This is a genomic window from Xanthomonas sp. LMC-A-07 (genome assembly GCF_030208825.1).
In the GTDB taxonomy this organism is placed as follows: Bacteria; Pseudomonadota; Gammaproteobacteria; order Xanthomonadales; family Xanthomonadaceae; genus Xanthomonas; species Xanthomonas campestris.
This window is the reverse complement of sequence record NZ_JARVTF010000005.1, coordinates 96,504-108,842: the sequence shown is the minus strand read 5'-3', so window position 1 is coordinate 108,842 and position 12,339 is coordinate 96,504. Positions and strand designations below refer to the sequence as shown.

Sequence of the window (12,339 nt, the reverse complement as noted above, 5' to 3'; positions counted from 1 at the left end):
AATCAGGCCGCACCACGTTCGCTGCAGCGCACAGCGCGTTGGCGGCGGGCAGTCGCTATGCTTGGTTGATGACGACCTCTTTCCAGATCTCCCGACGTGCGCAGGCGCTGACCAGTTCGGCGATTCGCGAAATCCTCAAGATCACCGAACGGCCGGAGGTAATTTCCTTTGCCGGCGGCCTGCCGTCGCCGGCCACGTTTCCGGTGGAGCGCATGCGTGCGGCCAGCGACCAGGTGCTGCGTGATGCGCCGCAGGCGGCGCTGCAATACGGCCCCACCGAAGGGTATCTGCCGCTGCGCGAGTGGGTCGCCGCGCGGCTGAGCCGTGACGGCGCCAGCATCCGCCCGACCCAGGTACTGATCACCACCGGATCGCAGCAGGGGCTGGATCTGCTGGGCAAAGTCTTTATCGACGAAGGCAGCAAGGTGCTGGTGGAGACGCCGAGCTATCTCGGTGCATTGCAGGCGTTTTCGCTGTTCCAGCCCAACTTTGTCGGCATGCCGTCCGATGCCGATGGCGTGGTGGTGGATGCGCTGGACCCCTCGCTGCTGGCCGATGCGCGCTTTCTGTATTGCCTGCCCAATTTCCAGAACCCCACCGGGCGCCGGCTGCCGCTCTCGCGTCGCCAGGCGCTGGTGGCGCGGGCTGCAGAGGCGGGCGTGCCGATCGTCGAAGACGACCCGTACGGCGAGCTCTACTACAGCGGCGAACCGTTGCCGAGCCTGTTGTCGATGCACCCGGACGGGGTGATCTACATGGGTTCGTTTTCCAAGGTGCTGGCGCCTGGTCTGCGCCTGGGCTACGTGGTGGCGCCGGAGGCAGTGCTGGGCAAGTTGATCCAGGCCAAGCAGGCGGCCGATCTGCATACGCCGTCGTTTACCCAGCGCATGGTGCACTCCACGTTGCAGGACGATTTCCTGGACACGCATATTCCGCAGATCCGCGCGCTGTACGCGCGGCAATGCAGCCTGATGCTGGAGGCGCTGGAGCGGCACTTTCCGCCGCAGGTGCAGTGGAATCGTCCCGACGGCGGCATGTTCCTGTGGGTGACGCTGCCGCAGGGCCTGGATGCCAGCGTGCTGCTGGCGCGTGCGATCGCGGGCAATGTCGCGTTTGTGCCCGGCGCGCCGTTCTTCGCCACCTTGCCGCAGACCAATACGCTGCGACTGTCGTTCGTTACGGTGCCGGGCGAACGCATCGATGCCGGCATCCAGGTGCTCGGCGAGTTGCTGCGTGAGGCATTGGCGGAGCTGCCGGGGCAGGGCGCGTGAGCGCTGCGGAGACACGCCTCTCTACACCGACGCAGTTGACGCGGATCGACAGCGTGGCCACCGGCGTGGCGCGCGACTTCACCCGCCCGGGCAGCCGCAGTGCGATCGACAAGCGCATGGTCACGCGGCCGCTGCAGATCGGTCCCGAAGGATTGGAAGGCGACGAGCAGGGCGACCGCCGCGTGCATGGTGGTCCCGACAAGGCGATCCACCATTACCCGCGCGAGCACTATGCGGCGTGGCAGGCCGAGATCGGCGCGCATGCGTTGCTGGAGGCCGCGGGCGCGTTCGGCGAAAACCTCAGCAGCCTCGGCCTGACCGAGGCCGATGTCTGCCTGGGTGATCGCCTGGCGCTGGGCAGTGCAGTGGTGGAGGTGTCGCAACTGCGGCAACCGTGCTGGAAACTCTCCGACCGCTTCGGCCTGCGCGACATGGCGCGCCGCGTCCAGGACAGCGGCCGCACCGGCTGGTATTACCGCGTGTTGCAGCCCGGGCGGCTGGCGGCCGGCGATGCGCTGACGCTGCTGGAACGCCCGCATCCGCAGTGGACGCTGTCGCGTGTGCAGCAGGTGCTGTATGCGCGCGAGGTGGATGCCGAGGCCATTGCCGCGGTGTTGCAGCTGCCGCTGGTGCCGTCGTGGCGCGCGTTGTTCGAGCGCCGCCTGCAGCGCCGCGAAGTGGAGAGTTGGGGCGCACGCTTGCACGGCGCTGTCGATCCGGGGTGAGCGCTGGCGTCACGCGCAGCAGGCGGTTGCCGGTTCATCTTGTGAAACCGTTGCCGCCTCGCTAGCCTGACCCCATGACAACTTCTCCCGTGAAAGTTCTGATCCACGGTGCCTCCGGGCGCATGGGCAAGGCATTGCTGCGATTGGCCGCAGAAGACGACGCCTTGCACGTCGTCGGTGCGGTGGTGGGGCGGTCGCCCTCGCAGCGCGTGGTGGACGGCGTGCCGTACTTCGCCGCCAACGAACTGGGCGGTGCGCCGGCGTTCGATGTGGCGATCGACTTCAGCCTGCCGCAGGGCTTTGCGCCGATCCTGGCGTTGTGCGTGCAGCGCGGCAAACCGCTGGTCTCGGGCACTACCGGGTTGGACGAGGCGCAGCGGGCCGGCTTGCTGCAGGCTGCGGGCCAGATTCCGCTGGTGTGGGCGTCCAATTTCAGCCTGGGCGTGGCGGTGCTCACCGAACTGGTGGAGCGCGCCGCCGGCAGCCTGCCGGGCTGGGACTGCGACATCATCGAAGCCCATCACGTGCACAAGCAGGACGCCCCTTCGGGCACCGCGCTGACGCTGGGCGAGGCTGCCACCGGCAGCGGGGCGCAGCCGCGGTTTGCCAGCGTGCGTGCCGGTGACATCGTCGGCGAGCACAGCGTGCAGTTCACCGGGCTGGGTGAACGCGTCGAGCTGATCCACCGCGCCACCAACCGCGACATCTTCGCGCGCGGTGCGTTGCATGCGGCCAAGCGCCTGCTCGGCAAGCCGCCGAGCAGCTACCGGGTGCGTGATCTGGTGCTGTAGACGCGGGGCGTCCGTTACATGAATGGACGCATGCCAGCGGGCCGTATTCACCTGACACCCGTGCGGCGCCTACGCTGATCGGTGTGCCGCGCACTGGCATGCCGGGGCACTTGCCTTTACAATTCTCGCTTGCCCGAACCTAGCGTCGGACCGGTCCCCAGCACCGCGTCCGCGCTTTGCTGCAACCGGAATTTGGCCGGGAGCGCATCGGAGTCCCAGGCAGCCAGAGCGAGACCCCACGTGACCCAACCCGCAATCCTTGTCCTCGAAGACGGCACCGTGTTCGAGGGCGAATCCGTAGGCGCCAACGGGCTATCCGTCGGCGAAGTGGTGTTCAACACCGCCATGACCGGTTACCAGGAAGTCCTGACCGATCCGTCCTACGCCCGCCAGATGGTCACGCTGACCTATCCGCATATCGGCAACACCGGTTTCAACGATCAGGACGACGAGGCCAAGCAGGTGTGGGCCGCCGGCCTGATCGTGCGCGATGTGCCGCGCCGCCCGAGCAGCTGGCGCAACCAGGTGGCGCTGCCGGATTGGTTGCAGACCCGCGGCGTGGTGGCCATCTCCGGCATCGACACCCGCAAGCTGACCCGTCTGCTGCGCGAGAAGGGTGCGCAGAACGGTGCACTGATGGCCGGCGAGATCGATGTCGAAAAGGCATTGGAAGCCGCGCGCAAGTTCCCCGGCCTGAAGGGCATGGACTTGGCCAAGGTGGTCTCCACCGAAACCACCTATCAGTGGCAGGAAGGTCAGCTGGACCTAAACGCGAACGCCTTCGTGCAGGCCGAGCTGAAGTTCAAGGTCGTGGCCTACGACTACGGCGTCAAGATCAACATCCTGCGCATGCTCGCCGAGCGCGGCTGCGACATCACCGTGGTGCCGGCACGCACGCCGGTGGCCGAGGTGCTGGCGCTGCAGCCCGACGGCGTGTTTCTGTCCAATGGACCCGGCGACCCGGAGCCGTGCGATTACGCGATCAGCGCGATCCAGGAATTGATCGCCAAGAAGGTGCCCACCTTCGGCATCTGCCTGGGCCACCAGTTGCTGGCGCTCGCCGCCGGTGCCAAGACGGTCAAGATGGCGACTGGCCACCACGGCGCGAATCACCCCGTGCAGGATCTGGAGGGTGGCCGGGTGATGATCACCTCGCAGAACCATGGCTTTGCGGTGGACGAAACCACGCTGCCGGCCAACGTGCGAGTCACCCATCGCTCGCTGTTCGATGGTACCAACCAGGGCATCGCCCTGACCGATGCGCCGGCGTTCTCGTTCCAGGGCCACCCGGAAGCCTCGCCGGGCCCGCGCGATGTCGGGCCGTTGTTCGATCGGTTTGTCGCATCGATGGCCGAGGCGAAGTCTTGATGCGGGTATGCCTGCTGCTGGCGCTGTCCTGCACGGTGGGCGTGGTGCATGCCGCGCCAGCCAGCGACGGCGCAGTCAAGACGCTGGTGACCCGGTTGGGCATGGGCGGGCTTGGAACCGACATGGCCGAATTGACGGTCAAGAGCACGCCATCGTTGAGCGCACTGGACGATGCGCAGCGCGTCTGCGCGCGCAAGCCGATCCAGGACATGATCGACCAAGGCTTTCGCAGCTCGATGATCGCCGGTCTCGGCGACGACGGCGCGCAGGTGGTTGCCGATTGGGCGCAGTTTCTGGACACCTCCGCCGGCAAGTCGCTGGCGAGCGTGTTTGCCGGTTCCAATGCGCAGACGATTGCCGACAGGGCTGGAGCAGGGCTGGACGAGAAGGCACGTGCCGAGCTGGACACGTTCCTGCGTAGCCCCTCCGGCGTACGCCTGATGGCCGCGCTGGATGCCGCCTCGCCGATGCCCGATGACCACGAAGCACGCATGGCGAAAGACCTGAAGGCGCAGTGCGGCATCGTGCTGACCGCCGATGCCGTTTCCTGATCGACAGCGTTTGATCACTCCCCCTATTTGTCACGCTGTCCAGACTTAGAGAAGACAATGCCAAAGCGCACCGACCTTAAAACCATCCTGATCATCGGCGCTGGCCCGATCGTCATCGGCCAGGCCTGCGAGTTCGACTACTCCGGCGCGCAGGCGTGCAAGGCGCTGCGCGACGAGGGCTACCGCGTGGTGCTGGTCAACAGCAACCCGGCCACGATCATGACCGACCCGAACATGGCCGACGCCGTGTACATCGAGCCGATCAACTGGCAGACGGTCGAGAAGATCATCGCCAAGGAAAAGCCCGATGCCCTGCTGCCGACGATGGGCGGGCAGACCGCGCTGAACTGCGCGCTGGACCTGGCCGACCACGGCGTGCTGGAGAAGTACAACGTCGAGCTGATCGGTGCCAAGCGCGAAGCGATCCGCATGGCCGAAGACCGCGAGCTGTTCCGCGTGGCAATGGGCGAGATCGGCCTGGATTGCCCCCGGGCCGAAGTGGCGCACACGCTGGAAGAAGCGCTGGATATCCAGACCCGCGTCGGCTACCCGACCATCATCCGCCCCAGCTTCACGCTGGGTGGCAGCGGTGGCGGCATTGCGTACAACCGCGAAGAGCTGATCGACATCGTCGGCCGCGGCCTGGAACTGTCGCCGACCACCGAAGTGCTGGTGGAAGAATCGGTGCTGGGCTGGAAGGAATTCGAGATGGAAGTTGTGCGCGATACCGCGGACAACTGCATCATCGTGTGCGCGATCGAAAACCTCGACCCGATGGGCGTGCATACCGGTGACTCGATCACCGTGGCGCCGGCGCAGACGCTCACCGACAAGGAATATCAGCGCCTGCGCGATGCCTCGATCGCGGTGCTGCGCAAGATCGGCGTGGATACCGGCGGCTCCAACGTGCAGTTCGGCATCAGCCCGACCACCGGCCGGGTGGTGGTGATCGAAATGAACCCGCGCGTGTCGCGTTCCTCGGCGCTGGCGTCCAAGGCCACCGGCTTCCCGATCGCCAAGGTCGCCGCGAAGCTGGCGGTGGGCTACACGCTGGACGAGTTGAAGAACGAGATCACCGGTGGCCTGACCCCGGCCTCGTTCGAGCCGTCGATCGATTACGTGGTCACCAAGATTCCGCGCTTTGCCTTTGAAAAATTCCCGCAGGCCGATGCACGCCTGACCACGCAGATGAAGTCGGTCGGCGAAGTCATGGCGATGGGCCGCACCTTCCAGGAATCGCTGCAGAAAGCCCTGCGTGGCCTGGAAACCGGCAAGATCGGCCTGGACCCGACCGGTCTGGATCTGGGCAGCGAAGACGACATGGCCGCGCTCAAGCGCGAGCTCAAGGCTCCGGGCCCGGAGCGTCTGTTCTACGTGGGCGATGCGTTCCGTGCCGGCATGAGCGTGGCCGATGTGTATGCGCTGTCGTTCATCGACCCCTGGTTCCTGGACCAGATCGAAGAGTTGATCAGCCTCGAGCAGCAGCTTGCCGACGATGGGATGGCGGCACTGGATGCCCCACGGCTGCGCCTGCTCAAGCGCGCCGGTTTCTCCGACGCACGCCTGGCCGAGCTGATCGGCACCAACGAAGAAGCCGTGCGCACGCTGCGCCGCGCGCTCAAGGTGCGCCCGGTGTACAAGCGCGTGGACTCGTGCGCTGCCGAATTCGCCACCAGCACTGCGTACCTGTATTCGACCTACGAGGACGAGTGCGAAGCGCTGCCGAGCAACCGCGACAAGATCATGATCCTGGGCGGTGGCCCCAACCGCATCGGGCAGGGCATCGAGTTCGACTACTGCTGCGTGCACGCGGCACTGGCGCTGCGCGATGACGGCTTCGAGACCATCATGGTCAACTGCAATCCGGAAACCGTCTCCACCGACTACGACACCTCCGACCGCCTGTACTTCGAGCCGCTGACGCTGGAAGACGTGCTGGAGATCGTCGAGCTGGAGCAGCCCAAGGGCGTGATCGTGCAGTACGGCGGCCAGACCCCGCTGAAGCTGGCGCGTGCGCTGGAAGCCAACGGCGTGCCGGTGATCGGCACCTCGCCGGACTCGATCGACCTGGCCGAGGACCGCGAGCGCTTCCAGCAGCTGGTCGACAAGCTGGGCCTGAAGCAGCCGCCGAACCGCATTGCCCGCAATGCCGACGAGGCCTTGGTGCTGGCGCGCGAAATCGGCTACCCGTTGGTGGTGCGCCCGAGCTATGTGCTGGGCGGCCGCGCGATGGAGATCGTGTACGGCGAATCAGACCTGGCGCGCTATGTGCGCGATGCGGTGAAGGTCTCCAACGATTCGCCCGTGTTGCTGGACCGCTTCCTCGACAACGCGGTGGAAGTGGACGTGGACATCATTGCCGACAAGGACGGCAACGTGCTGATCGGCGGGGTGATGGAGCACATCGAAGAAGCCGGCGTGCATTCGGGCGATTCGTCCTGCTCGCTGCCGCCATATTCGCTGTCGGCCGAAACCCAGGCCGAGCTGCGTCGCCAGGTGGTGATGCTGGCCGAAGGCTTGAATGTGGTCGGCCTGATGAACACCCAGTTCGCGGTGCAGGTCAACGACGCCGGCGATGACATCGTGTACCTGCTGGAAGTGAACCCGCGTGCCTCGCGCACCGTGCCGTTCGTGTCCAAGGCCACCGGCATGCCGCTGGCCAAGATCGCTGCACGCTGCATGGCCGGCAAGACGCTGGCCGAGCAGGGCGCCACCAAGGAAATCGTGCCGGACTACTACTCGGTGAAGGAGGCGATCTTCCCGTTCGCCAAGTTCCAGGGCGTTGACCCGATCCTCGGGCCGGAGATGCGCTCCACCGGCGAGGTGATGGGCGTTGGCCGCAGCTTCGGCGCGGCGTTTGCACGCGCGCAGGAAGCCGGCGGCATCAAGGCGCCGCCGCTGGGCAAGGCCTTCGTGTCGGTGCGTGACCCGGACAAGCAGCGCGTGTTGCCGGTGGCCCAGGCCCTGGTGGAGCGCGGCTTCACCCTGGTGGCCACGCGTGGCACCGGTGCGTGGTTGCAGCAGCACGGCTTGAGCTGCGAGATCGTCAACAAGGTGGCCGAAGGGCGGCCGCATATCGTCGACTCGATCAAGAACGGCGAGATCGTCTACATCGTCAACACCACCGAAGGGCGCGCGGCGATCTCCGATTCGTTCTCGATCCGTCGTGAAGCGCTGCAGCATCGTGTGACCTATTCGACCACCGTCGCCGGCGCCAAGGCGCTGGTGCATTCACTGGAATTCCGCGGCACTGGCCCCGTCTGGTCGCTGCAGGAACTGCACAAGGAGCTGGAAGCATGAGAGCCCCCATGACGTCCAAGGGCGCGCAGCGTCTGCGCGAGGAACTGGACCACCTGAAGTCGGTCAAGCGCCCGGCGGTGATCACCGCGATTGCCGAAGCGCGTGCGCACGGCGACCTCAAGGAAAACGCCGAGTACCACGCCGCGCGCGAGCAGCAGAGCTTCATCGAAGGCCGCATCAAGCAGCTCGAGGGCGAGCTGTCGCATGCCGAGATCATCGACATCACCAAGCTGGCGGCCGGCACCAAGATCGTGTTCGGTGCCACCGTGACGCTGGCCGATACCGAGACCGATGAAGAGAAGCGCTACCAGATCGTTGGCGATCTGGAAGCCGACATCAAGCTGGGCCTGATCGCGATCTCCTCACCGCTGGCGCGTGCGCTGATCGGCAAGCTGGAAGGCGATTCGGTGACCATCGATGCGCCGGCCGGGCAGCGCGAATACGAAGTCGTTAGCGTGGCGTATCTCGACTGATCGATGACCACCGCGACCCTGCTGCTGCCGGAACGCCGCCGCCTGCCCGGAACCCTGGGCGATGCAGCGGTGGCGCATGCACTGGCGCGTGCCGATGTGCAGCCGGCCGAAGCTGGCGAAGTGGCGCAGTTGCAGCGCCATTTCGCACTCACCCCGCGCCAGTGGCCGGTGGCGGCGCTGACGCGTCAGCTCGATGCCGGCGACGCCGCCGGCGCGACCTGGGTCCGCGCCGATCCGGCCTATGTGGTGCCGGACATGCAGGGCGCACGCTTGATGGGCTATGGCGAAGCACTGGGCGCCACCGCCGAAGACCTGGCAATGCTGTTGCCGGTGCTCAAGCCGATGTTTGGCGATGCCGGTTTTCTGCTGGATGCACCCACGCCCTCGCGCTGGTATCTGCGGCTATCGCCGGATGCACAGCTGCCGGAGTTCGCCTCGCCCGAAGCGGCGATCGGTGAAGACCTGTTCGATCATTTGCCGGCCGGCGACACGGGCCGGCGCTGGCGCGCGCTGCTGACCGAAGCCCAGGTGGTGCTGCACCAGCATCCCTGGAACGAGGGGCGCGTGGCCAACGGCAAGCCGCCGATCAATTCGCTGTGGTTCTGGGGTGGCGGCGTGCTGCCGCACGCAGTGACCTCGCCGCACCGCCAGGTACGCAGTCGCGATTCGTTGCTGCGTTCGCTGGCGCTGGCCGCAGGTGCCGATGCGCAGGGCGAGCAGCGCGTGGATGCGCTGGTGGATCTGCGCCACCTGCGCTCGCTGGAGCAGTTCACTGCCGATGCGGTGGCGCCATTGCTCGCCGCCATCGCGCGCGGCGAACTCGATCGCCTGGTGCTGGATTTCCAGGACGGCGAGACCCTGACGCTGCAGCGCACGCAGCGCTGGCGGTTCTGGCGGAAGCCGCGCCTGCAGCTGGTGCAATGACCTCCAGCCCCACGATTGTGCGACGCCCGCCCGGGCAGGGCGGCACCTGGCCCGACGCAATGCTGCCGTTGTTGCGGCGGATCTACGCCGCGCGCGGCGTGGTCGATGTGCAGGGCGCGCACCCGCGGCTCGGCCAGCTGTTGTCGCCGGATTTGTTGCACAACAGCCGCGTCGCCGCCGAACTGTTGGCCGATGCAATTGCTGCACAGCGGCGCATCCTGGTGGTAGGCGACTTCGATTGCGATGGCGCTACAGCGTGCGCAGTCGGCGTGCGCGGTCTGCGCATGCTGGGCGCGCTGGATGTGCACCATGCGGTACCCAATCGCATGGTGCATGGCTATGGCCTGTCGCCGGCGCTGGTTGACGAACTGGCCGCACTGCAGCCGGATCTGCTGGTCACCGTCGATCACGGCATCGCCTGCCATGCCGGTGTTGCGGCAGCCAAAGCGCGTGGCTGGACCGTGCTGGTCACCGACCACCATTTGCCTGGCGAGGTCTTGCCGCCGGCCGATGCGATCGTGGACCCCAACCTGGTGCAGGACAGTTTCCCGAGCAAGACGCTGGCCGGGGTCGGGGTGATCTTCTACGTGCTGCTCGCCTTGCGTGGCGCGTTGCGCGCGCGCGGGGCGTTTGCCGAGCGGGCAGAACCGGATCTGTCGGTGCTGCTGGATCTGGTGGCGGTGGGCACGGTGGCCGATCTGGTGCCGCTGGACACCAATAACCGCGCACTGGTGTCGGCGGGCCTGCGCCGCCTGCGTGACGGCAAAGGCTGTATCGGCTTGCGTGCGTTGATCGACGCCAGTGGCCGCGATGCGGCGCGGCTGAGTGCCAGCGATATCGGGTTTGCGTTGGCGCCACGTCTCAACGCCGCAGGCCGGCTCGAAGACATGGCGCTGGGTATCGAACTGTTGCTGTGCGAGGACTGGAGCCGGGCGCGCGAGATCGCCGGCCTGCTGGAAGAAATCAACGCCGAGCGCCGCGCGGTGCAGCAGTTGATGACCGACGATGCCGAGCAGGCCGTCACCAAGGTGATGCTGGCTGCCGACGGTGCGCTGCCGATGGCCGCCTGCCTGTTCGACCCCGAATGGCACCCAGGCGTGATCGGCTTGGTCGCCTCCAAGCTCAAGGACCGCCTGCACCGTCCGGTGATCGCGCTGGCACCGGCCGAGCCGGGCAGCGACCAGTTGCGCGGCTCGGCGCGCTCCATTCCCGGCCTGCATATCCGCGACGTGCTGGCGGCGGTGGATGCGCGCCATCCGGGGCTGATCCAGAAGTTCGGCGGGCATGCGATGGCGGCCGGCCTGAGCCTGGAGCACCGCGCGTTGGCCGCGTTCGAGCAGGCGTTTCAGACCCAGGTGCAGGCGATGGTCGATGCCTCGCTGTTGCAGGCCGAATTGCACAGCGATGGCGAGCTGGCCGCGCACGAACTCGATCATCTGCATGCCGAAGCGCTGCGTGCCGCCGGGCCGTGGGGGCAGGGCTTTCCTGAGCCGCTGTTCGATGGACAATTCGAGGTGCTGCAGTGGCGCCTGCTCAAGGAGCGCCACCTCAAGCTGACCTTGCGCTGCGCCGGGCGTGCCGAGCCGCTCAACGCCATCCACTTCAATGGCTGGCGCGGCAGCGAGCCGGCGCGCACGGTGCGCATCGCCTATCGGCTGGTCGGCGACGACTACCGCGGTGGCACTGCGGTACAGCTCATCGTCGAGCACTGCGAGCCGGCGGCATCAGCGGGTTGAGAGGTGCGCTCCGGGCGCAGGCCTGGCGCGGTCTGCCGTGCTGCAGACCGCGCCGTTGACGATGCGCCGGCCGGGTGATTGGGCCAGTTATTGTTTGACGTCGGCCACCACGGTTGGCAGCTCCCAGGCGCCGCCGGCGGCAACCAGCCGGCACAGGCCGGAGGTGGACTTGGAGGTCAGCACGAAACGGCGGCCATCCCAGGTCCATGCGGCCTGGCTGTAGCAGTCGCCCAGGCCGCGGCCCTTCTGCGACTCCAGGATGGTGGCGCCATCCAGGTCGCTGGCGTGCAAGGTCACCAGGGTTGGGGCGAACGGCGCGCGCGCATTCACGACCCAGAACCCGGTGCCGATGTTGTAGGCGCCCATCCAGCAATCGGTGGAAACCAGCAGCTTGTCGTTGGTCAGGCGCGTGACGTTCAGCGGTTCCGACGCGGCGCTGGCGTCGAGCCCCTTGCACTCCTCATCGGCAGGAAGGGTGGCGCGCAGCGCCTGATACAGCGCCGGCAGCGTGCCCAGGTGTGCGTCGCCTGCCTGCGCTGCGGCGAGCTTGGCCGCGCGGACCTGGGGTGCCGGCAACGGCGGCAGCACGGCGGTTTCGTCGCGGTCGCCCTTGCGCACCAGCGCCCCGCGGGTGCCGATCCGGCCCTGGAACTCGTCCATTTTCAGCAGCACCGCGGCCGCGCCGCGATCGGACAACTGCCAGCGCCGGCCATCGTTGCCGACCGCCACGATCTTGCTGCTGCGTGGCAACGCCGCCAGCAGCGCGCCGACCTGCGCACTGGTCAGCACCCCAGTGCCGCGCTTGCCATCCAGCGCCAGCTTGCCGTGGTCGCGCTGATCGATCTGCAGGCTAAGCGAGGCAGGCATCTTGACCTCGTCGTACTGGCCCAGCATCAGCTCCGCCGTCACCGCCTGGCCGGCACCGGCCTTGCGGGTGAGCAACACCGAAACCGGCGGGTCGCTGTCATCGGCCTGGTAACCGGCAGCGCGGCAGGTGCGGGTGTTGTCGCAGGCGATGGTCCAGTCGTCGTGACTGAAATCGACGCTGGTGGCCGGCGCGGCGAGCGCGGCGACAGGCGAGAGCAACAACAGGGCGGTACACACGGAAGGGCGCATCGATGATCTTCAACAACAGGAACGGACGCGCATCTTGCGTGCCGCCGGCAGCTGACGTCCATCCCGCGGCGGAGCACGGTTGGC

General features: G+C 67.1%; 10 protein-coding genes. 9 read left to right on the top strand and 1 reads right to left on the bottom strand.

Features of this window, described 5'->3' with window-relative positions:
- Window positions 1-68: 68 nt before the first annotated feature.
- The 9 genes from QRM89_RS03385 to recJ all read left to right on the top strand — a co-directional run bounded on the left by QRM89_RS03385 (window position 69) and on the right by recJ (window position 11,139).
- Window positions 69-1,271: a PLP-dependent aminotransferase family protein gene (locus QRM89_RS03385; RefSeq protein ID WP_228443800.1), complete on the top strand. Its 1,203-nt coding sequence runs from the start codon at window positions 69-71 to the stop codon at window positions 1,269-1,271.
- Window positions 1,268-1,996, top strand: a complete 729-nt coding sequence (locus QRM89_RS03380; RefSeq protein ID WP_285447289.1) for an MOSC domain-containing protein — start codon at window positions 1,268-1,270, stop codon at window positions 1,994-1,996. Before QRM89_RS03385 ends, QRM89_RS03380 begins: the two co-directional genes overlap by 4 nt.
- A 74-nt stretch (window positions 1,997-2,070) precedes the next feature.
- Window positions 2,071-2,787 (top strand): 4-hydroxy-tetrahydrodipicolinate reductase, encoded by a 717-nt coding sequence (gene dapB, locus QRM89_RS03375; RefSeq protein WP_285447288.1) that lies wholly within the window; start codon window positions 2,071-2,073, stop codon window positions 2,785-2,787.
- A gap of 240 nt (window positions 2,788-3,027) precedes the next feature.
- Window positions 3,028-4,155: a glutamine-hydrolyzing carbamoyl-phosphate synthase small subunit gene (gene carA, locus QRM89_RS03370; protein ID WP_285447287.1), complete on the top strand. Its 1,128-nt coding sequence runs from the start codon at window positions 3,028-3,030 to the stop codon at window positions 4,153-4,155.
- Entirely contained in the window at window positions 4,155-4,706 is a 552-nt protein-coding gene (locus tag QRM89_RS03365) for a hypothetical protein (RefSeq protein ID WP_285447286.1), read from the top strand. Before carA ends, QRM89_RS03365 begins: the two co-directional genes overlap by 1 nt.
- A gap of 57 nt (window positions 4,707-4,763) precedes the next feature.
- Window positions 4,764-8,006 (top strand): carbamoyl-phosphate synthase large subunit, encoded by a 3,243-nt coding sequence (gene carB, locus QRM89_RS03360; RefSeq protein WP_011037013.1) that lies wholly within the window; start codon window positions 4,764-4,766, stop codon window positions 8,004-8,006.
- A gap of 8 nt (window positions 8,007-8,014) precedes the next feature.
- Window positions 8,015-8,479 (top strand): transcription elongation factor GreA, encoded by a 465-nt coding sequence (gene greA / locus QRM89_RS03355; RefSeq protein ID WP_014507602.1) that lies wholly within the window; start codon window positions 8,015-8,017, stop codon window positions 8,477-8,479.
- Window positions 8,480-8,482: 3 nt separating this feature from the next.
- Window positions 8,483-9,403 (top strand): phosphoglycerate mutase, encoded by a 921-nt coding sequence (locus QRM89_RS03350; protein WP_285447285.1) that lies wholly within the window; start codon window positions 8,483-8,485, stop codon window positions 9,401-9,403.
- Window positions 9,400-11,139 (top strand): single-stranded-DNA-specific exonuclease RecJ, encoded by a 1,740-nt coding sequence (gene recJ / locus QRM89_RS03345; protein WP_285447284.1) that lies wholly within the window; start codon window positions 9,400-9,402, stop codon window positions 11,137-11,139. Before QRM89_RS03350 ends, recJ begins: the two co-directional genes overlap by 4 nt.
- Before the next feature lie 87 nt (window positions 11,140-11,226).
- On the opposite strand, the gene QRM89_RS03340 is transcribed toward recJ, so the two are convergent.
- Window positions 11,227-12,255, bottom strand: coding sequence for a DUF1176 domain-containing protein (locus tag QRM89_RS03340; RefSeq protein WP_285447283.1), 1,029 nt, complete (start codon window positions 12,253-12,255; stop codon window positions 11,227-11,229).
- Window positions 12,256-12,339 lie beyond the last annotated feature (84 nt).